Origin of the sequence: Massilia sp. Dwa41.01b, from assembly GCF_014171775.1 — a bacterium.
In the GTDB taxonomy this organism is placed as follows: Bacteria; Pseudomonadota; Gammaproteobacteria; order Burkholderiales; family Burkholderiaceae_D; genus Telluria.
In genome coordinates this window covers 3251805-3272511 of record NZ_CP050454.1, presented here as the reverse complement: position 1 = coordinate 3272511, position 20707 = coordinate 3251805, and the positions used below count along the sequence as shown (strand labels likewise).

Genomic DNA, 20707 nt, shown 5'->3' with positions numbered 1-20707 from the left:
TGCTGCTGGCGGCGCTGGTGCTGTCCGAGCTCGAAGGGCAGGGTCATAGCTGCCTGCAGCTGGCCGATCTCGCCGGGGAAAACGGTGACGGCGTGGCCGGCCTGCTGGGCTGGAGCAGCGAGCAGTGGCAGGAACCTGGCCGGTACGGTGGTGCCGCTGCCGAAGAACGCCAAGGCCTGGGCGGCGCAGTTTTCCGCCTGCGAGGAAGTCTGGACGGTCGGCGAACTGGATTATGGCGAGCCGCTCGTGTTCGACGGCGAGCGCCTCTACCTGCGCCGCTACTGGCGCGACGAGACCCTGGTGGCGCGCAGCATCCGCGATCGCGCGGCGCGCGCGCATCCGGTCGACGCGGCAGCGGTGCACGGTTGGCTCGACCTGCTGTTCGCATCAGGACGCGCGTCCGAAAAGCCCGACTGGCAAAAGCTGGCCTGTGCGATCGCGCTGCGCGGTTCGCTGGCGATCATCACCGGCGGCCCCGGTACCGGCAAGACCTACACGGTGGCGCGCCTGCTGGCGCTGCTGTTCGCGACCGCGCCAGGCGGGGCCCAGCAGCGCATCGCGCTGGCCGCGCCGACCGGCAAGGCGGCCGCGCGGTTGAAACAGTCGATCGACAAGGCGCTGGGCGAACTGGCCGAACGCGTCGGCGACAAGCTGCCCCTGGTCGAACTGACCGGGCGCATCGGCGCCGCACGCACCCTGCACAGCCTGCTGGGCGCACGGCCCGATACCCGCGCCTTTGCCCGCCATGCCGGCAACCCGCTCGACGTCGACGTGCTGATCGTCGACGAAGCCTCGATGGTGCACCTGGAGATGATGGCCTGCCTGCTCGACGCACTGCCGCCGCAGGCCACCCTGATCCTGCTGGGCGACAAGGACCAGCTGGCCTCGGTGGAAGCGGGCGCGGTGCTGGGCGACCTTTGCCACGATGCCAAGGCCGGCGGCTACAGCGAGGAGACGGTCGCGTACGTGCGTGAAGCCAGCGGAGAAGAGCTGCCGTCCGAGTTCCTCGGCGGGGGCGGCCCGCTGGCCCAGCAGACCGTGATGCTGCGCCACAGCCGCCGCTTCGGCGGTCCGATCGGCCAGCTGGCGCTGGCGGTCAATGCGGGCGACATCGGCGGCGCGGAAAGCGTGCTGCGTGCCGGCGACGCCGCCGTGCGCTGGATCGACGGCGCGCAGCAGCACCGGTGGTGAGTTTGGCGCTCGACGGCTACAAGGGCTACCTGGCGCTGCTGGGCGCCGGTCCAGGCGTCTCGACACAGGCCGCGCACGAGGACTGGGTGCGGGCCGTGCTGCTGCGCTTCGAGTCCTTCCGCATCCTGTGCGCGGTGCGCGACGGCGACTGGGGCGTGAATGGCTTGAACCTGGCGATCGAGGGCAGCCTGGAATCGGCTGGCCTGCTGCGCCGCTCCGGCGAATGGTATGTCGGGCGGCCGGTGATGGTGACGCGCAACGACTACGGCACAGGTGTCTTCAACGGCGACATCGGACTGACCCTGTCGGACCCGGCGCGCCCCGGTTCCCTGCGTGTCTACTTCCTTGAAGGCGAGCGCGTGCGCAGCGTGCTGGCCACGCGCCTGCGCAACGTCGAGACGGCCTACGCGATGACGGTGCATAAATCGCAGGGCTCGGAGTTTCGCCACACGGTGCTGGTGCTGCCCGAGGACCGCCATGGCCTGCTCACGCGCGAACTCGTCTACACGGGGATTACCCGCGCCAGCGCCGAATTCACTTTGGTCAGCCCAAGCGGCGCGTCGCTGGGCGACGCGATTGCCAGGCGTACCCACCGCGCGAGCGGGTTGCGCAGCCTGATCGGACGGTGACGATTGCGTCGCCATAGGCAGGTCAAAGGGTTCCTCCGAAAGATATAGTGTGGCGTGATACCCGACCGTGGCTGGGCCGACGGCACGGATGCCGATTATGCGGCTGCGTTATCTCGGAAATGGGAATTCGAAATTGGATTTATATCTTCGGCGGCGCTACAGTGGTAGCAATCGCTAACGCCAACCAATTTCTTCGGAGCCCACATGAACGCACTGTCCCTTTCCTTCCCGGCCGACCGTGCCGAAACGACCTTCAGCCGCCTGCTCCGCACGGTGGGCGCCTTCCTGCGCCGTTCGCTCGAACTGTCGGGCGACGCGTACATGCATGGTGCCCAGCCGCTGTAAGACCTGGACGCAGCCGCCATGGAGCGGCATTGCATCAGCCAGCAAGAACCCCGCGCAATGCGGGGTTTTTTTTCGCCGGCAGGGCGTGGGCTTCCCCGGGCATACCACAGCGTTGCCAGACTGACACTGCCCGGTTATGATGGGTTTCCATTCATTCAAGTCGGGGCATGTATGAAACTGCTGGCGGGAGTCGTGATGTTGGTGGCAACGGGACTGGCCTCGGCCGCGCCAGGCACGCGCGATGCACAGATGGATGCACAGGTCGCTTACTGGACCTCGGGCTACACCGGCGCGGAGTACCAGTCCTGCAAGGCGCCCGCCGTGCCCGCCCTATCGCGCACGAACCAGGAAATCCGCGCGATCGCCCGCACGATCGCCGACTGGGAAGGCTGCCAGAACGCCTACATGAAGCAGGTCCGGGCTGCGGCCACGCTGGAAGGGCGCGTCCAGCCCGAGGTGCTGGCGGCAATGACCCCGGCCGAGCGCGAGCAGGCTGGAACCCACGTGGCCGCGGTGCATGCGCGCCTGGTCGAAGCCGCCGACGGGGAACTGATCGCCGGCACCGCGCGCCATGGCGAATGGCTGGTGGCGACGAACGAGTACGTGCGTTTCGAAAACGAGGGCTACCACCGCAGCCGCATGCTGGTCGCGCGCAACGAACTGTCCGAACGCCGTGACCGCGCTGGCGAGCGGGCTGCCTGGGGGCGCCGACGCGCGGGCGTGGGCGCTGAGCGGCTCCTCAATCCCGGCGGCATCGGCCTTGGATGGTGAGGTCATCCATTCCAGGTCGCCCTGGCGTTTTCCGGCCAAGGTCAACCCGGCATCGAATGGCGCCCCAATCGTAACGGGGCCCTGAGCGTCGTCCTGTCTTTCGATACATCGTGCCGGCAGGCTCCAGCAAGCGGCTGCAACCAATCGGTCGGACGGCGACGTTTTCACGTCCTGTGAAAATGTGTGATATTCGCGACAACATCTCGATGTATAGTCGCGTTGGCATGCTACGGATCAGTACGCATTCGCGGCATCGGCCAGTCATTCGTGTACATCCCACTCGAAAGCCGAGCCGGCCGGCACGGCGCCACTAGTTGAGCTCACATGATACGTTCACGCCAGTTCACACGCCCAGCCCTGCCTGTCCGCGCAGGAAATCCGTTCGCCAGCGCAGCGCGGACGCTGCCGGTCCGCCCCATCGATGCGCCCCCGACGGCCCGCAAGCGCATCAGTGGCGCCTTGCTGGCGCTGGCCTTCGTCGGTAGTGGCAGCCAGGCGGAGTCACCCATCTGGCAGCCGCCGTGCCCGCCGAACACGAGCTGCGTCCCCGGGACGCCGCCATCGACGCCGACGCCACTGCCGACGCCGACGCCGCCACCGCCGTCGTGCTCCCCGGGCGTGGGCGGTTCCCCCTGCAACGCTGCAGCGGGCAACCCGATCAACACGATGACGGGCAATAAATTCCAGCGCGAGGTCGACATGGCGCCACTGCCGGGGGTGCTGGGGCTGGAAATCGTGCGCTACTACAACAGTGCGTTCAGCGGCCTGGGCAGTTCGACCAACCTGGTCGGCCGCGGCTGGAAGCTGTCCTATGAAGTCGAGCTGCATGCAAGCGCCACGGCGATCCAGATCATCGAAGCCGACGGCGCACGCCGCATCTTCAGCCGCGACCCACGCAATCCCAGCCTGTGCGCAAGCCTTGACCCTTCCCAGGGCACCGTCGGGGTGACCCGTGGCAGCCGCGGCGACGAGTTCGTGTGGCAGCAGAACGACGGCACACGGCTGAGCTTTGACAGCGCGGGCAAGCTGGTTCAGATGCTTGCGCCAACGGGCGAGTTCGTCGCGCTGCAGCGCGACCGTGCCGGACTGCTGCTGAGCGTCACCGATCCGCAAGGACGCAAGCTGCGCCTGAATTACCTCGACAAGGCTGCCGGCCGCGCCGGCGACGCTTTCCGTGGCGTGCAGTCGATCGACAGTCCCCTGGGCCGCTACAGCTATGGCCACGGCGCGCCCTCGCCGGAGGGCGCCGGCGTGGACAAGGCACTGATGCTGGCCAGTTTGGTGTCGGTGCGCTATCCCGACAAGCTGCAGGGGCGCGATTACCACTATGAGGACGCGCGTCATCCGACGCTGCTCACCGGGATCAGCGTACGCGACGGCAAGGATCTCAAACGCCTGTCCACCTACACCTATGCGGCCGATGGCCGGGCGGTCGACAGCACCCTTGCCGGCAACAGCGGCCGCGTCAGCCTGGACTTCAGCCGCGCCGGCCAGACCGTCCTGACCAACAGCCTCGGACAGAAGACGGTTTACCGCTACGCGGTGCTGGCAGGGGCATATCGGCTGCTGGAAGTGCGCGGCGCCGGCTGTGCCCAATGCACGGAACCGAACATTCGCTATGGCTACGACGATCTCGGGCGCCTGGTCGAAGCCGTCAAGCTCGACGATAACGGCCGGCCCGTGCAGGCATTGCGTACCGAACTCGACAGCCGCAGCCGCCCAGTGGCGGTGCGCAGGATCCGCTACGTGGGCGGCAGAACCGGTGCGCCGCAGCTGGTGGTGCGTTACGAATACGCCCAGTTCGACGAGCCGACCCTGATCGCGCGCCCCAGCGTGGCCGAGGGCAGGGAGGCCATTACGCGGATCAGCTACAACGCGCACGGCCAGCCGCTGACGGTCACCGACAGCGGCTGGGCGCCGGCCTCCGGCCCGAATGCCGGGCCACAGCCGATCAGCCGCAGCATTCGCTACACCTACCGCACGATCAACGGTCGCAGCCTGGTGGCCGCCATCGACGGTCCGCTCCCCAACGGTAAAACCGGCACCCCGTTTGATTCCGACATTACCCGGTTCGAATGGGACGAGCGCGGCAATCGGATCGTGTCGACCACCGCCCCGGCGAACGAGGTCGCGAAATTCCGCTATGACGAGGCGGGCCGCATTGTCGCGATCGAGGACGGCGGCAAGTCGACGGCACTGCGCTACGACGGCCGCGGGCGCATGAACGAAGTGCGCATCGGCGGGGTCGCGCAGCGTACACGCTATGACGCCCTGGGCAATCCGGTCGAGGTGGGCATGGAAGGTCCGCGCGGCTACACCGCCCTGGCGCGCCATGGTTTCGACGACGCCGGGCGCCATCTGTGGAGCGTGTCGCACCCGGGCGTGGTGGAGCAGCGCCAGCTCGACGGCGAGGGGCATGTGCTGGCGCGCAGCACGCGCAGCGGACCGTTCGCCAGCGCCCAGCGCTACGAGTACGATCAATACGGTCGGGTCGTCGCCAGCGTCGACGGCGACGGCGCGGTACGCCGCATGCGCTATGACGCCCGGGGCCGGCCCGAGCTGGAGGTCGACGCACTGGGCCGCGCCACGCGTTACGACTACGACGGGCAAGGACGGCTGGGCGTGCTCACACCGGCCAGCAACACGGCGTTCGCCCGCCTGCAGCCGACCGCCATCGGCTTCGAGTACGATGCAAACGGCAACACCGCCGTGGTTCACGCCCCTACCGGCGGTGCCACGCGCACCGTGCACGACGACTTTGGCCGAGCGATTGCCGTGACCAGCCCCGACAGCGGGCTGCGCATCAATCGTTACGACGAGGCCGGGCGGCTGGTCGCCGGCCGCGACGCGCTGGGCAACACGGCGACCTACCAGTACGACGTGGCCGGGCGCATCGTCCGCCCGGTGGTCGTGCACGCGGCGTCTGGCAAGGGGGCAGGGCGGGAGCGTCACCACCGAGTGGAAATACCGGGGAGGCCGCCTGGTCGCCCTCGAGCACCCCGATCAGCGCGAAAGCTACCGCTACGACGACCGGGGCCGCATCGTGGCGCGCACCATCAGCCTGGTGCTCAACAGCGGGCGCCGGGTCGACAGCACCGCCCGCTACAGCTATGACGAACTGGGCCGGCTGGCAAGCAGCACGCTGCCCGACGGCAGCCTGCTGGAGTACCGGCGCGATGCGCAGGGACAGGTGGTGGAGCTGCAGCGCCAGCGCATCCAGACGGGCTGGCTGCGCTGGCTGCTGCCCTCGCAGACCGTGGTGAAGGACGTGACCGGCTCGGTCGCCGGCATGACCGGCTACACCTACGGCAACGGAGTGCAGGCGCGCCTGGTGCGCGGACCGAACGGGATGCTGGCGCAAGTACTGCATCGCCGGCCCGCCAGCGGCGCCGGCGCCCGGTGGCGGGCACGACAGCGCCGCTGGCAGGGGTGTCGCTGGAGCGGCTGCTCGGCATCCGCGCGGCGCATGCCGCGGCGCCGGCTGCCAGCCCCGCGGCCAAGCCCGGGGACCTGTCCGTGCTCGGTGCGCTGGGCGCACCCGCCGAGCCGGACGCGCTGCTCGATTACCGCTACCTGTGGGATGTGCAGGGCAACCTGCTGCACCAGCGCGGGCGCGGCAGGGCCAGCGATTATGCCTATGACGCGCAGGATCGCCTGATTGCCGCAGCCAGCGGCGTGCAGGGCGTGGCCACGCTTGACGCGGCAGGCACCGTGCGCACGTCGCACTACTTCTACGATGGAGCAGGTAACCGCATGCTCGCGCAGGAAGACGCGGCCGGCGGCGAAGGCGGCACGCTGCGGGTCAACTACGCCGACGGCGGCAATCGCGCGCAGCCGGCGCAAGGAGCGGCCGTCCAGTACGATGCCGCGGGCCAGCCTTTGATGACCGACGGCCGCGAGTACGGCTGGGATGCGCACGGACGCCTGCTGTCGGTCAGGCAGAACGGCACACTGCTTGCCAGCTACCGCTACAACCACCGGGGCGAGCGGATCGCCAAGACGGCGGGCAAGCTGCAGCGCCACTTCCTGTACCGGGACCGGCGCATCGTCGCCGAACTCGATGACCAGGGCAGGCTGCTGCGCCAGTACCTGTACCTGGGCGACACGCCGGTCGAGGTCATCGACACGGCCGGTGGGGAGGATCTGGCCGACGGGGAGCGCTCGGGCATCGGGCAGGTGATGGCCGATATCGGTACCGCACTGGGGCATCTGTTCCGCGGCGCCGAGCGGCTTGCTTACGTGCACCACAACCATCTGGGCGCGCCCGAGGTGGTGACCGATGAGGCGGGCAAGCCGGTGTGGCAGGCAGGCTATACGCCATTTGGCAAGCTGCTTCCGGCGGCAGGACGGACCGGCGGGTTCGAGATGAACCTGCGCTTGCCGGGGCAGTACGAGGATGGGGAAACGGGGCTGTATTACAACGACCACCGTTACTACGATCCCCGGCAAGGGCGGTATCTGTCACCCGATCCGCTGGGACTGAGGGCCGGGATCAATACGTATGCGTACGTGGACGGAAATCCGCTCAAGTATGTCGATCCGAGCGGACTGATCCTGTTTGCGTTCGATGGGACTGGTAATAGTTATCCAGCTGCCAAGGGTGATTCGATCTCGAATGTGCGCAAGTTTTATGAAGCCTATGATGTCGGTAATAATGGGCCAGCTTTTTACATCACTGGCATTGGGACTACCAATAAGGACATGCCTTACAAAGGCAACATGGCGAATGGCGATGGTTTCGACCAGCGTGTCGAACTGGGCTTTAGTTTTCTCGAAAAGTTCGTCGATACTGATGGCGGCACCACGACGCTGGATATCGATGTGATCGGATTCAGCCGTGGCGCAGCGGAAGCCAGGGTGTGGATGAATCTGTTGGCTGGGCGCTTGCAGGACGGAAAATATGTTAGCGCGACAGGGAAGTCGCGTTGCATAAGCCTGCGTTTTGAGGGCTTATGGGACACCGTGCCACACTTGGGCTACTTGAATGGTAATGAATCCAAGTATAACTTTGCCGTGCCGGCAGCCGGGCCGGGGCAGGTAAAGTTTGCCGCGCATGCGGTGGCCTTAAACGAGCATCGGGGCGGATTGGCAAACTTTAATGGGCGCTCCATCTTGCATACACCGACTTCGCCCAACGGCGGCAATCGCATCGAGATGGGGTTTATTGGCAGCCATGCCGATATTGGCGGCGGCTACGGTACCGGCGATCTATCCGATGTTACGCTGATGTGGATGATCAAACAGGCAAAAGACCAGGGCATAAAAATGCTGGACTCGGTCGTTAATGACAATGGCTGGAGCACCGTGACAAACCCGATCCTGCACGATAAAAGCGGCAACAAGAATGATCCGGGAAACGCACCCAACTTCGGTGACCGGGATTTCATCTATGGCGACGGCACCAAGGTCAAACAAACCAGGGCAGTGATTGGCAACGATACGGCATGGACGAAAGGCTTCGTCAATTACTATCCTGTGTGGTGCGGGCCCAGTGGTGCGCCGGCAGTCGGCTTGGTAGATATGAAAAAATACAGCGAGTGGCTCAAAAGCCAGGGCGTGAATATTGGCTATGTCATTCCTTCCAATCCCCAGTCGTGTAATTAAGCCCCCTATGCGACGTACCGTGATCAAATCACTTTTTGCAGGACTCGTCAGCATGCTTGGCGCTGGTTGTGTCGAAGCCGAAGAAGGACCCGGAATGATCCTCCATTTTGCATCCCTTAGGGAAGGGATTGTGATCAATTGCAGAGGAGGACAATTACCCGGCGGGCAGCATTTCCCTGGGCCGGGCGGGCTTAGTCGGACCAAAGATTGGTTAACCGGGGGGAAGACAGAGGGCGCGGCACCGGACGGCCGGCAGCTACCGGAATGGGTGGAGTTCGAGTGGAAAGAATACGTTGCCGATAAAGAGTATTCACAGGAAGAACTGGGTGCGCTTCCTCGGCATGTCGAACGCGTCAACATAAAAGCACGGGTGCCGCAAGACGCGATCGACGAAGCAATACGTTCCAGGCGTGAAGCCCCGCCGGGAAAATTGCCGGACAAAACCCTCTGGCTGTACTTTGTCTGGACCGATGGCGGCATCAAGTTTCACTGGCGGCTCGAGTCTCCGAAAGTGCCGGGCTACATGTTGCGGTCCGGTGGTGATGTGATCGAGAGGCCTTGAAGTCTCCAAAGAATGCCCAGGGCCCTTACTGCCCTGAAGGCAAGAGCGTCAATGTCGGCTACGCCGCGCCAGCCAATCCTCGAACGTGTAACTGAGCCCTTATGAGACGTACCCTGATCAAGTCACTTTTTGCAGGACTCGTCAGCATGCTTGGCGCCGGCTGTGTCGAGGCCGATGAAGGCCCCGGAATGGTTCTGCATTTTGCTTCCCTGAAGGAGGGCGTTACAGTTGCTTGTCGGGGAGGAAATCTTCCCGGGGGGAACCGCTTTCCTGGCCCCGGCGCGATTGGGCGGACTAAAGATTGGCTAAACAACGGGAAGACGGAGGGCGCGGCACCGGACGGCCGGCAATTGCCGGAATGGGTGGAGTTCGAGTGGAAAGAATACGTTGATGAGAAAGAGTATTCGCGGGAAGAACTCTTGGCGCTACCTGTGCATGTCGAACGGATCATTATCCGTGACCGCGTGCCGCAGGACGTGATCGACGAAGCGACCCGTTCCAGGCGTGAAGCAGCGCCGGGGAAATTGCCGGATAAAACGCTCTGGTTGAATTTTGTATGGACCGATGGCGGCATCAAGTTTCACTGGCGGCTCGAATCGCCGAAAGTACCCGGGTATGTGTTGCGGTCCGGTGGCGATGTGATCGGGACGCATTGAAGTCTCCAAAGAATGCTAAGGGCGCTAATTGCCTTGAAGGCAAGAGCGTCGATTTCGGCTACTCCGCTCCAGCCAATCCTCGAACGTGTAACTGCGCCCTGATGAGACGTACCGTAATCAAATCACTGTTTGCAGGACTCGTCGGCATGCTTGGCGCGGGCTGTGACGACGATCAAGGCCCCGGGATGGTGCTGCATTTTGCTTCCCTGAAGGAAGGTATTACGATTATTTGCAGCGGAGGGCGATTGCCTGGCGGGCAGCGTTTCCCCGGACCTGGCGGGCTGAGTCGGACCAAGGATTGGTTAAACAACGGGAAGACTGAAGGGGCGGCACCGGACGGTCGGCAATTGCCTGAATGGGTGGAGTTCGAGTGGAGTGAATACCTTACTGGCAGAGAGTACTCGCGGGAAGAACTCATGGCGCTCCCTGAGCATGTCGAACGGGTCATCATCAGGGACCGCGTGCCGCAGGACGTGATCGACGAAGTGATCCGAGCCATGCGTGAAACCCCTCCAGGAAAATTGCCGGACAAAACCCTCTGGCTGTACTTTGTCTGGACCGATAGCGGCATCAAGTTTCACTGGCGGCTCGAGTCGCCGAAAGTGCCGGGATACATGTTGCGGTCCGGTGGTGATGTGATCGAGAGGCCTTGAAGTCTCCAAAGAATGCCCGGGGCGCTAACTGCCTTGAAGGCAAGAGCGTCAATGTCGGCTACGCCGTGCCAGCCAATCCTCGAACGTGTAACTGCGCCCTGATGAGACGTACCCTGATCAAGTCACTTTTCGCAGGACTCGTCAGCATGCTTGGCGCCGGCTGTGTCGAGGCCGATGAAGGCTCCGGAATGGTTCTGCATTTTGCTTCCCTGAAGGAGGGCGTTACAGTTGCTTGTCGGGGAGGAAATCTTCCTGGGGGAAATCGCTTTCCCGGCCCCGGCGCGATTGGGCGGACTAAAGATTGGCTAAACAACGGGAAGACGGAGGGCGCGGCACCGGACGGCCGGCAATTGCCGGAATGGGTGGAGTTCGAGTGGAAAGAATACGTTGATGAGAAAGAGTATTCGCGGGAAGAACTCATGGCGCTACCTGTGCATGTCGAACGGATCATTATCCGTGACCGCGTGCCGCAGGACGTGATCGACGAAGTGATCCGAGCCAAGCGTGAAGCAGCGCCGGGGAAATTGCCGGATAAAACGCTCTGGTTGTATTTTGTATGGACCGATAGCGGCATCAAATTCCATTGGCGGCTTAGGTCACCGAAAGTACCCGGGTATATGTTGCGGTCCGGTGGCGATGTGATCGGGACGCATTGAAGTCTCCAAAGAATGCTAAGGGCGCTAATTGCCTTGAAGGCAAGAGCGTCGATTTCGGCTACTCCGCTCCAGCCAATCCTCGAACGTGTAACTGCGCCCTGATGAGACGTACCGTAATCAAATCACTGTTTGCAGGACTCGTCGGCATGCTTGGCGCGGGCTGTGACGACGATCAAGGCCCCGGGATGGTGCTGCATTTTGCTTCCCTGAAGGAAGGTATTACGATTATTTGCAGCGGAGGGCGATTGCCTGGCGGGCAGCGTTTCCCCGGACCTGGCGGGCTGAGTCGGACCAAGGATTGGTTAAACAACGGGAAGACTGAAGGGGCGGCACCGGACGGTCGGCAATTGCCTGAATGGGTGGAGTTCGAGTGGAGTGAATACCTTACTGGCAGAGAGTACTCGCGGGAAGAACTCATGGCGCTCCCTGAGCATGTCGAACGGGTCATCATCAGGGACCGCGTGCCGCCGGACGTGATCGACGAAGCGATCCGAGCCAAGCGTGAAGCCGGGCCGGGAAAATTGCCGGATAAAACGCTCTGGTTGTATTTTGTATGGACCGATAGCGGCATCAAATTCCATTGGCGGCTCAGGTCACCGAAAGTACCCGGGTATATGTTGCGGTCCGGTGGTGATGTGATCGAAAGGCCCTGAAGTTTCAAAGGGATGTCGGGCAGCGCAGACTGGCTTGAAGGCAAAGCATCCATTCCGGCTAAGCCGTTCCAGCCAATCCTCAACCGTGTAACTGAGCCCATCTATGAGACGTACCGTGATCAAGTCACTTTTTGCAGGACTCGTCAGCATGCTTGGCGCCGGCTGTGTCGAGGCCGATGAAGGCCCCGGAATGATCCTGCATTTCGCCTCCCTCAAGGAAGGGATTGTAGTCAATTGCAGAGGAGGGCAGTTACCCGGCGGGCAGCGTTTCCCCGGACCTGGCGGGCTGAGTCGGACTAAGGATTGGCTAACCGGCGGCGCGAGCGAGGGCGCTGCGCCGGACGGCCGGCAATTGCCTGAATGGGTGGAGTTCGAATGGACGGAATACATTACTGACAGAGAATACTCGCGGGAAGAACTCATGGCGCTCCCTGAGCATGTCGAACGGGTCATCATCAGGGACCGCGTGCCGCAGGACGTGATCGACGAAGCAATACGTTCCAGGCGTGAAGCCGCGTCAGGCAAACTGCCCGAAAAGACCCTTTGGTTGTATTTCGTCTGGACCGATAGCGGCATCAAATTTCACTGGCGGCTCGAGTCACCGAAGGTGCCGGGCTACATGTTGCGATCCGGTGGCGATGTGCTCGAAAGGCCTTGAACATGGGATGAACAGACCGGGCAGCGTCTGCTAGGCAGGCTGGTCCAGCACCTGACGACGCCGTTAATTTCCGTCCATCAGGTCTTTGCAGATGTTGGCCGCGCCGTCCTTGCCGGCTGCGGCAAGTTGCTGTGACAATTCATCGCTTGCGCCGCTCAGCACTTCGCGGTACTCGGGAGACTGCCGAACCGTTTTTATCCGGGATCGATCCTCCGCATCCAGATGCAGGACCTTGTCGGCGGATTTGCCTTCGAATGCGGCGGGAATGAGCGGACGGCAATGTTTTTCGACTGCGTCGTAGATAGCCAGTTTCTCCGTTAGCGAATAGTCCCAGACGGCGTGGGCATGTAGCGGCGCCAGTGCGCAGCAGCAGAAGGTGGCGTGGAGCAGACCTCGGGACATCGCTTGAGCCTTGCTGGAATGTGGTCCGGCAATTTTAAGCGAAAACCCCGGAAGTCGCGCAATGATGCTGAAGTAGGCAGTCCTGCGTCAGGACAGGCCCAAAGAAAAAGGGATTGCCACGCATGCGGCAATCCCTTCTTGATTCACTGTATGGGCCTGGCGGCCCGCTTCATCAGTTGCGGCGCTTGCGCAGCACGACGACCTTCTTTTTCTTCGGGACGACCTTGATGCTGCCGCGCGAACTCGTCTTGCTCTTCACGCGCAGGCCGCTGCCGGCCTTGATGCGCGGGGCGCGGCTGCTGGCACGCATGCGCACCGGCGCGTTGGCACGGGCGATCGTCGCTTCCTCGCCGCTGAGGTAGCGGCGCACGTTCAGCGCATCGAGGATGCGTGCCGACGAGGCGCTGGCGTTGAGCAGCACCATGGTCGCGTTCTTGCCGGCGGCCTTGATCTTCATGATCAGGCAGCGGCCCGCTTCGCGCGTGTAGCCGGTTTTCGACAGGCCGATATCCCAGCCGTTCGCGCCGACCAGGCGGTTCGTGTTGCGGAATTCGACTTCGCGGCTGTTGATGTTGATCAGGTTCTTCGCGTCGGTGGTGCGGTCGGTGATTTCCGGATAGGTCGCGGCGGCCTGGGCCATCTTGACGAGGTCGGCGGCGGTCGAACGGTTGTTCGGCGACAGGCCGGTCGGCTCTTCGATCGCGGTGTTGTGCATGCCCAGCGCGGCGATCTTGTTGCGCACGGCAGCCTTGAAGGCCTGCACGCCGCCCGGATAGGTGCGGGCCAGCGAGGCGGCGGCACGGTTGTCCGATGACATCAGCGCCAGCTGCAGCACGTCGCCACGCGGAATGCTGGCACCGACCGGCACGCGCGAGCTGCTGTGCTTCAGGGTGTCGACATCGCTGCGGTCGATTTCGATCAGCTCGTTCATGTCCTGCTTCGCGTCCAGGATGACCATGGCGGTCATCAGTTTGGTCAGCGAGGCGATGGGCACGATGGCGCCGGCGTTCTTTTCCAGCAAAATTTTGCCGGTATCATCTTCTACCACCAGCACCGATTGCGATCCGAACGGCACCGCGAATGCGGCAGCAGCGGAGATCGACAACAGGACGGCGGCGAACAGTTTCTTCATCATGGGTGTCGGAATAGGGAGTCGGGTGGATGGCCAGGCGCCGGAGGCGGCGCATGCTTTAACAAAATCTAGCTTTGCGGCAACTACCGAGTGATGAACGATAGCATCATCATTTCTAGCTGTCCATGGCGCACAAGCAAAAACGACGCGACTGTATCGGATTTACCGACAAAAAGGCCCTGCGTGGTAACAGGGCCTTTTTCAATTGGCAAGAAGCTTGTCGGATGGGCCATGCCCTGTGGGAATCCGCCGATGGCGACGGGCGCAAGCGCCGAACACTGCGCCCGGCCGGCGACGCCACCAAAGGCTTACTTTGCCTGGTAAATCTTGTCGAATTCGCCGCCGTCGTCGAAGTGGCGCTTCTGGGCATTGCGCCAGCCGCCGAACAGCTCATCCACCGAGAACAGGGTGACCGGTTTGTAGTTCGCTGCGTACTTCTTCATGACGGCTTCATTGCGCACGCGCAGGAAGTGCTTGGCGCCAATTTCCTGGCCCGATGGCGAGTACAGGAAATTCAGGTAGGCGGTAGCAGGTTTACGCAGCTTGCGGCGATCGACCACCTTGTCCACCACGGCCACCGGCGACTCGGCCAGGATCGAACTCGGCGGGTACACGACTTCGAACTTGTCGCCGAACTCCGCGCGCACCATGCTCACTTCGTTCTCGAAGGTTACCAGGGCGTCGCCGATGTCGCGCTGGGTGAAGGTGGTGGTGGCGGCGCGCCCGCCGGCGTCGAGGATGGGCACGTTCTTGAAGATACGGGTGACCAGCTCGCGCGCCTGCGCTTCGTTGCCGCCTTTCTTCAGTACCGAGCCCCAGGCTGCCAGGTAGGTGTAGCGGCCGTTGCCCGCGGTCTTCGGGTTCGGGATGATGACCTGCACGCCCGGCTTGGCCAGGTCGTCCCACCCCTTGATGCCTTTCGGGTTGCCCTTGCGAACCAGGAAGACCATGGTCGAGTAATACGGAGCGGCGTTGTTCGGGAACTTCTTCGCCCAGTCTTGCGCCACCAGGCCGCGGTCGGCCAGCATGTCGATGTCGTTTGCCTGGTTCATCGTCACCACCGACGCTTCCAGGCCGTCGGCCACGGCGCGCGCCTGCTTGCTCGAGCCGCCGTGCGACTGCTTGATCGTCAGCGTCTCGCCCGTGCTCTGCTTCCAGGTAGCGATGAAGGCCGGATTGATGTCCTTGTACAGTTCGCGCGCGACGTCGTACGAGACGTTGAGCAGCTCAGCCTCGGCCGCGAAGGCGGGCAGGGGGAGGGCGGCGCTCATCGCCAGTGCCAGGACCCAGCGGCGCAGGGGAAGGAATGGTTTGTTCTGCATGTTGTGCTCGCTTCTCGAATGCTATGTGGACAGCTTGCATGTTCCATATATTGGCACGAAAACGGAAGAACAGAATTTTCATATGCTTAGACGCCGGACGCTCTACACAGCCCGGTATGCATGGCTTACGGCAGGGTCTGTATGTTCGGTGTATAGTCCGCACATGGACGCGCCACGCGCTCCAGTAAAGCAAGGCATTGAACGGGTCACTGGGTCAAGATTCATGGGTATCGATATTCGCAAGGCAACACCGGAAGACGCGGCCGCCGCCTGCAGCCTGCTGCGCCGCTCGATCGAGGAGGGTTGCGAGCTCGACCATCGCGGCCGTCCCGACATCCTCGCAGCCTGGCTCGGCAACAAAACGCCTGAAAACGTTGCTACCTGGTTCGCCGCGCCGACGAACTACGCGGTGCTGGCCGAGCGCGACGGCGAGCTGCTGGGCATGGCGCTGCTGACCCAGGCCGGCAAGCTGGCGCTCTGTTATGTACAGCCGGAAGCATTGCGCCTTGGTGTGGGCCGCGCCCTGCTCGCTGCGGTGGAAACACAGGCGCGCGCCTGGAACATCGGCAAGCTGCACCTGCAAAGCCCGGGCAGCGCCGCCACCTTCTTCGAACGCCACGGCTATACCAATGCCGGCCTGGACAAGGCCTGCTTCGGGCTCGAATGCAATTTGCTCTGGAAACAGCTCGATGCCGCGCCTGGCAAGGGTGAGCCGCGCTCCAAGCGTTTTTGCAATTGCAGTCAGTAATCGATAGATATCAGCAAAAAGCGGCGAGAAAGCAACAACGCACGTCTTTTGTCGGGCAAGTCCTTGCGCTATAGTACTGCCTCCGAAATGACGAGTTCGCTATGGCTTCCCGCAGAGATTTTCTTCAACATGGCATGCGCCTGTCCGCCCTGGGTGTCCTGGCCCCGTTGGTCCCTGGCCAGGCCGATGCGGCCTCCCAGGCCGCGCCCGCCGACCTGACACCGCCCCCCGACCTGTTCGACGCCCAGCTGCTCGACCTCGACTTCTGGGTCAAGCCGCGCACCCTGACCCTTACCCGTCCCGCCAGCGGCGAGCGCGCCAGGCTGCTGTACTGGAAAGATGGTGAAGTGATCGATTCGGCCTACCAGGAACTGTGCCACCTGCTGCGTGACGTCAACGGCCGCGAGACCGCGCCGATCGACCCGAAGCTGCTCGAAATGCTGTGGGGCACCCAGGCTTTCATTGCGCGCTACGGCCTCGAGCAGCCGCTCGAGATCCTGTCCGGCTACCGCACCCCGGCATCGAACAAGCGCCTGATCGAAGCCGGCGTGCCGGCCGCGCGCAAGTCGCTGCACATGGAAGGCAAGGCCGCCGATGTCCGTATTTCCAGCCTGACAGAAGAAGTCCTGGGCGGACTCGTGCGCAGCTTCCGCCAGGGGGGAGTGGGGTATTATTACCGTTCCGGACCGAAGGGCGGCTGGATCCATGCCGATACCGGGCTGAACCGTACCTGGAAGGGCTGATCCGCGGGCAGTGCGCCGGGGACGCCAATCGCAAACTTGCATGGCTTTTTGCTGTCGTAAGGACCGGGGCGGCAGCGCATGTTGCCAGCCCACCGACGCATCTTTCCAAGGAGAAGCTCATGGCAACGATGAATGCACCCACGATGGATCGCAGGACCGGCGCCGATCGACGCACTACCCTGCGCGAAGGCCGCTCGGCCATGTCAGCACTGGATTACCTGGCGATGGCGCTGCTGATCATTGGCGGCCTGAACTGGGCCATGGTCGGCCTGTTCGAGGTCGACATGGTGGCCACCATCTTCGGCCCCGGCAGCGCGGCCTCGCGCCTGATCTACGTGGTGGTCGGCCTGGCTGCGCTGTATTCGCTCTACACGACGGCGAAGATGGCCGGCGCCAGGCGGCATTGACCGCGCCGTCGACGCGTGACGGCACGGCAGGCGCTCCAGCCTCCAGCGGGCAGGCAAGCTTGCGCATCGGACTGATCTCCGATACCCACGGCCTGCTGCGCCCGGAGGCGCTCAGTTTCCTGGCCGGCTGCGACCACATCGTCCACGGCGGCGATATCGGCCCGGCCGCCATCCTCGAGCGCCTGGCCGAACTGGCGCCACTGACTGTCGTGCGCGGCAACAATGACCGCGAGGCCTGGGCGCGTGCGATTCCCGTCGGCGCGCGGCTCGATGTCGGCGCGATCGCGCTGTATGCCATCCACGACCTGAAGGAACTCGACATCGACCCGCTTGCCGCCGGCATCCGCGTGGTCGTGTCCGGCCATTCGCACCGGCCCTCCTGCCGCGAGCGCGACGGCGTGCTCTACATTAATCCCGGCAGCGCCGGCCGCCGCCGCTTCAGCCTGCCGGTTTCCGCCGCCGAACTGGTGGTGGACGGCGACATCGTCCGTCCGCGCATCGTCACCCTGGTCGATTCCTGAGCCGGTCGCGCGCCTCGAGTCCGCGCACGAAGGAGGGCGAAATACCGTACCATGTACGCTTTCGCTTTTGCTCTTTCCGTTTTTCCTCACGATGACCATTCCCGCAGAACAGCCACGCTTCCGCCCGCGTCCCTGGATCCATCTCGAAACCCCGCAGGACGTCGACCTCTGGATCGACGAGCACAACGCGGCGATGCAGGAACTGATCCAGCCGCAGGAAACGGGCGTGGGCATCTGCTTCACGCTGGCCGAGGGCGGCAACATCTACATGCAGACCCATGAAGACGCGGTGGTGCTCGACGTCGACGAGGATGCGGCGTGGATCGCGCCCCTGATCGTGGCCGCCACTGGTGCCGAGCCGCCGCCCGGTTCCTATTGGCTCTTGCCGGCAGACCGGCTGGTGCAGCTCATCATTGGCCTGTCCAGCCTGGTGGCCAGCACCACCCTGGTGGTAGGCCACCGCTTCGGGTCGCGCGGCCGCAGGACGGCCTACTGACGCACGAGGTGCGGGCGGCCGTTGGACGCGCAGGCAGAGGGGACCTGCCTACCCTACAGCATTTTTTCTCGCGCCCGCTCGGCGACGAGCCGGCTTATCGGTTATAAAAGCGGTTGGCTCAACAACGAAGACGAGCGATACCGATGCGCACGAATTCCTCCCCAGTTTCCCGCCGCCGTACCATTGCGCGCGGCATGCTCTCCGCATTGCTGGTACTCGGCGCGTGTCTTCCAGCCGCGGCTGCCGACCTGCTGGACGCAGCGAGGGCGCGCGGCACCCTGCGCATCGCCATGGAAGGCACCTATCCGCCGTTTAACTTCAAGGACGGCAAGACCGGCCAGCTGGCCGGCTACGATGTCGATGTCGCCAAGGCCGTTGCCGCGAAGCTCGGCTTGAAGCCGGAGTTCGTCACCACCGAATGGTCGGCCATCCTCGCGGGCCTGGCGGCGGGCAAGTACGACGTCATCGTCAGCCAGGTCGGCATCAACCCCAAGCGCGAGCAGACCTTCGACTTCTCCCAGCCCTACACCTATTCGGCGCCGCAACTGATCGTGCGCCGCAACGACAATGCCCGCTATGCCAGCCTGGCCGACCTCAAGGGCCGCAAGCTCGGCGTGGGGCAGGGCAGCGTCTACGAGCAGCAGGCCCGCGCCGTGCCCGGCATCGAAGTGCGCAGCTACCCGGCCGCGCCTGAAAATTTGCAGGACCTCGCCTTCGGCCGTGTCGACGCCGCCCTCAACGATAGCCTGATGGTGTCTTACCTGCTGAAGAATTCGCAGCTGCCGATCAAGGCCGGCGCGCGCGTCGGCGCCGTCGAGCGCATGGGCATCGCCATGCGCCGCGGCAGCCCGAAATTCAAGGCGGCGGTCGACGCGGCACTGGCGGAGCTGGCCCGCGACGGCAGTTTGAAGGCGATGTCGACACGCTGGTTCGGCGTCGACGCCAGCCGCCCCGCGCCCTGATGGACCTGTTTGCCCTGCTGCGGGATGCGGCGCCGACCATGCTTGCCGGTGCCGGCTACACCTTGCTGTTCGCGCTGGCCGCGATGGTGGGTGGCCTGGCCATCGGCGTGCCGGTGGCGCTGCTGCGCATCGCACCCTGGACGCTTCTGCGTTGGCCGGCTGCCCTGTACGTGAGCCTGATGCGCGGAACGCCCTTGCTGGTGCAGATCTTCGTCATCTACTACGGCCTGCCCAGCATCGGCATCGAATTCACGCCGGTGACGGCGGGCGTGCTGGCGCTGTCGCTCAACAGCGGCGCCTACCTGTCGGAAAGCCTGCGCGGCGCCATCCTCAGCATTTCTCAGGGCCAGTGGCGCGCCAGCTTCAGCCTGGGCCTGGGCTACGGCCAGACCCTGGCCCATATCGTGCTGCCGCAGGCATTGCGGGTAGCGGTTCCCTCGATGAGCAATACCCTGATCAGCCTGATCAAGGACACCTCGCTGGTATCGGTCATCACCATGACGGAGCTGATGCTGGCCACCAAGGAAGCGATCGCCACCACCTTCCAGCCGCTGCCGCTCTACCTCGCCGCCGCCGCGATCTACTGGGCGCTGAGCCTGGTGTTCGAGCAGGTCCAGCGCCTGCTTGAGCAGCGCCTGAACCGCGCCCACCAGGCCGGGCGCTAGCCGCACGCTCGCCGGAAGCCGCCATGTTCGAACTCAGCCAGCTGCGCTGCTTCGTCGCCGTTGCCGAGGAATTGCACTTCAGCCGCGCGGCCGAGCGACTGAACATGACGCAGCCCCCGCTGTCGCGCCAGATCCGCCTGCTCGAGCACCATGTCGGCGCCCGGCTCCTCGAGCGCAACAGCCGCACCGTGCGCCTCACCGCCGCCGGCAAGGCCTTCTTTCCGGAAGCGGCGCGCATCCTGCGCCTGGCCGACGAAGCGACCTTCACGGCACGGCGCGTGGCCAAGGGCGAGCAGGGCACGCTGGCCATCGGTTTCACGGGCGGTGCCGGCTACAGCCTGCTGCCGGAAGTCGTGCGGCGCCTGCGCGAGCACTCGCCAGGCGTCGCCCTCACGCTCAAGGAACTGGTCAGTACCGCCCGTGTGGAAGCGCTGAACGCCGGCCAGCTCGACCTCGGCCTGATGCGCCCGCATGCCCTCGGTGGCGAGTTCGACACGGCCTTGCTCGCCACCGAAGCGCTGATGCTGGCCATTCCCGCCGCCGAGGCCGCGAACTGGCCGCTCGAGCCCCCCCTGTGGCCGACCTGCACGGCAAGCCCTTCGTGATGTACTCGGCGCACGAGGCGCGCCCCTTCCATCAAATGCTGAGCAGCCGCTTCGAGCGCGAGGGCGTGGTACCCGACATTGTCGAACACATCGGCCAGGTGCACACCATGCTGGCGCTGGTCAATGCCGGCATCGGCGTGGCCCTGATCGCGGAGGGAGCAACGCGCCTGCACTTCGACGGCATCGTCGTGCGGCGCGTGGAGACCGAGCCCGTGCGCATGGTCGGCGCCTGGCGGCGCGATAACGACAATCCCATTCTCGGGCTGTTCAAGCGCGAGATCGTTCCCAGTTTCCAGGCCGGCTAGAAGGACCGGCAGGAACTGTGG

At 64.2% G+C, this 20707-nt stretch carries 25 protein-coding genes and 2 pseudogenes; 24 read left to right on the top strand and 3 right to left on the bottom strand.

Annotated features, from left to right (window positions below):
• The first annotated feature begins 84 nt into the window (after positions 1-84).
• The 14 genes and pseudogenes from G4G28_RS29340 to G4G28_RS14955 all read left to right on the top strand — a co-directional run bounded on the left by G4G28_RS29340 (position 85) and on the right by G4G28_RS14955 (position 12378).
• On the top strand, positions 85-1191 hold the full coding sequence (locus tag G4G28_RS29340) for an AAA family ATPase (RefSeq protein WP_374039737.1): 1107 nt from the start codon (positions 85-87) through the stop codon (positions 1189-1191).
• On the top strand, positions 1188-1820 hold the full coding sequence (locus G4G28_RS29335) for an ATP-binding domain-containing protein (RefSeq protein WP_308621710.1): 633 nt from the start codon (positions 1188-1190) through the stop codon (positions 1818-1820). The genes G4G28_RS29340 and G4G28_RS29335 overlap by 4 nt, the downstream gene beginning before the upstream one ends.
• Before the next feature lie 204 nt (positions 1821-2024).
• Entirely contained in the window at positions 2025-2165 is a 141-nt protein-coding gene (locus G4G28_RS15000) for a hypothetical protein (protein ID WP_182988888.1), read from the top strand.
• 195 nt (positions 2166-2360) lie between these two features.
• Positions 2361-2936 carry a hypothetical protein gene (locus G4G28_RS14995; protein ID WP_183107537.1) on the top strand — a complete coding sequence of 192 codons (576 nt, stop codon included), beginning with the start codon at positions 2361-2363 and terminating at the stop codon, positions 2934-2936.
• A gap of 324 nt (positions 2937-3260) precedes the next feature.
• Positions 3261-5795: pseudogene (locus G4G28_RS14990) on the top strand (DUF6531 domain-containing protein); the annotation flags it as partial.
• A pseudogene (locus G4G28_RS29330) lies at positions 5743-5955 on the top strand (hypothetical protein); the annotation flags it as partial. The pseudogenes G4G28_RS14990 and G4G28_RS29330, both read left to right, overlap by 53 nt.
• A 24-nt stretch (positions 5956-5979) precedes the next feature.
• Positions 5980-6594: an RHS repeat domain-containing protein gene (locus tag G4G28_RS26425; RefSeq protein WP_229507653.1), complete on the top strand. Its 615-nt coding sequence runs from the start codon at positions 5980-5982 to the stop codon at positions 6592-6594.
• 95 nt (positions 6595-6689) lie between these two features.
• Entirely contained in the window at positions 6690-8540 is a 1851-nt protein-coding gene (locus G4G28_RS26420; RefSeq protein ID WP_308602510.1) for a phospholipase effector Tle1 domain-containing protein, read from the top strand.
• Positions 8541-8559: 19 nt separating this feature from the next.
• A complete protein-coding gene (locus G4G28_RS14980) occupies positions 8560-9102 on the top strand; it encodes a hypothetical protein (RefSeq protein WP_182988883.1) in 543 nt (180 codons plus the stop codon).
• Between the two features lie 101 nt (positions 9103-9203).
• Complete coding sequence (locus G4G28_RS14975) at positions 9204-9758, top strand: hypothetical protein (protein WP_182988882.1); 555 nt, start codon at positions 9204-9206, stop codon at positions 9756-9758.
• A gap of 101 nt (positions 9759-9859) precedes the next feature.
• The gene (locus tag G4G28_RS14970) at positions 9860-10411 is read left to right on the top strand and encodes a hypothetical protein (RefSeq protein WP_182988881.1); all 552 of its coding nucleotides are present in this window, start codon (positions 9860-9862) and stop codon (positions 10409-10411) included.
• A gap of 101 nt (positions 10412-10512) precedes the next feature.
• Positions 10513-11067: a hypothetical protein gene (locus G4G28_RS14965; RefSeq protein WP_182988880.1), complete on the top strand. Its 555-nt coding sequence runs from the start codon at positions 10513-10515 to the stop codon at positions 11065-11067.
• Between the two features lie 101 nt (positions 11068-11168).
• Positions 11169-11720, top strand: coding sequence for a hypothetical protein (locus tag G4G28_RS14960; RefSeq protein ID WP_182988879.1), 552 nt, complete (start codon positions 11169-11171; stop codon positions 11718-11720).
• Between the two features lie 115 nt (positions 11721-11835).
• Positions 11836-12378: a hypothetical protein gene (locus G4G28_RS14955; RefSeq protein WP_182988878.1), complete on the top strand. Its 543-nt coding sequence runs from the start codon at positions 11836-11838 to the stop codon at positions 12376-12378.
• Positions 12379-12441: 63 nt separating this feature from the next.
• Here G4G28_RS14955 and G4G28_RS14950 read toward each other — a convergent pair whose 3' ends face one another.
• Both G4G28_RS14950 and G4G28_RS14945 read right to left on the bottom strand, forming a co-directional pair.
• Positions 12442-12780 carry a hypothetical protein gene (locus tag G4G28_RS14950; RefSeq protein ID WP_182988877.1) on the bottom strand — a complete coding sequence of 113 codons (339 nt, stop codon included), beginning with the start codon at positions 12778-12780 and terminating at the stop codon, positions 12442-12444.
• 172 nt (positions 12781-12952) lie between these two features.
• On the bottom strand, positions 12953-13855 hold the full coding sequence (locus G4G28_RS14945; protein ID WP_374011327.1) for a serine hydrolase: 903 nt from the start codon (positions 13853-13855) through the stop codon (positions 12953-12955).
• On the opposite strand from G4G28_RS14945, the gene G4G28_RS26415 reads away from it, so the two are divergent.
• Positions 13737-14006, top strand: coding sequence for a hypothetical protein (locus G4G28_RS26415; RefSeq protein ID WP_229425699.1), 270 nt, complete (start codon positions 13737-13739; stop codon positions 14004-14006). The genes G4G28_RS14945 and G4G28_RS26415 overlap by 119 nt on opposite strands.
• 214 nt (positions 14007-14220) lie before the next feature.
• Here G4G28_RS26415 and G4G28_RS14940 read toward each other — a convergent pair whose 3' ends face one another.
• Positions 14221-15234, bottom strand: a complete 1014-nt coding sequence (locus G4G28_RS14940; protein ID WP_182988875.1) for a sulfate ABC transporter substrate-binding protein — start codon at positions 15232-15234, stop codon at positions 14221-14223.
• Between the two features lie 223 nt (positions 15235-15457).
• On the opposite strand from G4G28_RS14940, the gene G4G28_RS14935 reads away from it, so the two are divergent.
• The 9 genes from G4G28_RS14935 (at position 15458) to G4G28_RS27595 (ending at position 20686) form a co-directional block, all read left to right on the top strand.
• Entirely contained in the window at positions 15458-15982 is a 525-nt protein-coding gene (locus tag G4G28_RS14935) for a GNAT family N-acetyltransferase (RefSeq protein ID WP_182988874.1), read from the top strand.
• A 134-nt stretch (positions 15983-16116) separates the two neighbouring features.
• Positions 16117-16725 (top strand): DUF882 domain-containing protein, encoded by a 609-nt coding sequence (locus G4G28_RS14930; protein WP_229507652.1) that lies wholly within the window; start codon positions 16117-16119, stop codon positions 16723-16725.
• A 119-nt stretch (positions 16726-16844) separates the two neighbouring features.
• Positions 16845-17132: a DUF378 domain-containing protein gene (locus G4G28_RS14925; protein ID WP_182988872.1), complete on the top strand. Its 288-nt coding sequence runs from the start codon at positions 16845-16847 to the stop codon at positions 17130-17132.
• A 59-nt stretch (positions 17133-17191) separates the two neighbouring features.
• Positions 17192-17653 (top strand): metallophosphoesterase family protein, encoded by a 462-nt coding sequence (locus G4G28_RS14920; protein ID WP_182988871.1) that lies wholly within the window; start codon positions 17192-17194, stop codon positions 17651-17653.
• A 91-nt stretch (positions 17654-17744) separates the two neighbouring features.
• Positions 17745-18149, top strand: coding sequence for a hypothetical protein (locus G4G28_RS14915; protein ID WP_182988870.1), 405 nt, complete (start codon positions 17745-17747; stop codon positions 18147-18149).
• 194 nt (positions 18150-18343) lie between these two features.
• Complete coding sequence (locus G4G28_RS14910; protein WP_374011326.1) at positions 18344-19111, top strand: cystine ABC transporter substrate-binding protein; 768 nt, start codon at positions 18344-18346, stop codon at positions 19109-19111.
• A complete protein-coding gene (locus tag G4G28_RS14905; RefSeq protein ID WP_182988868.1) occupies positions 19111-19776 on the top strand; it encodes an amino acid ABC transporter permease in 666 nt (221 codons plus the stop codon). The genes G4G28_RS14910 and G4G28_RS14905 overlap by 1 nt, the downstream gene beginning before the upstream one ends.
• Before the next feature lie 23 nt (positions 19777-19799).
• The gene (locus tag G4G28_RS14900) at positions 19800-20381 is read left to right on the top strand and encodes a LysR family transcriptional regulator (RefSeq protein WP_267875245.1); all 582 of its coding nucleotides are present in this window, start codon (positions 19800-19802) and stop codon (positions 20379-20381) included.
• Complete coding sequence (locus G4G28_RS27595; RefSeq protein WP_267875244.1) at positions 20351-20686, top strand: LysR substrate-binding domain-containing protein; 336 nt, start codon at positions 20351-20353, stop codon at positions 20684-20686. Before G4G28_RS14900 ends, G4G28_RS27595 begins: the two co-directional genes overlap by 31 nt.
• The last annotated feature ends 21 nt before the right edge of the window (positions 20687-20707 follow it).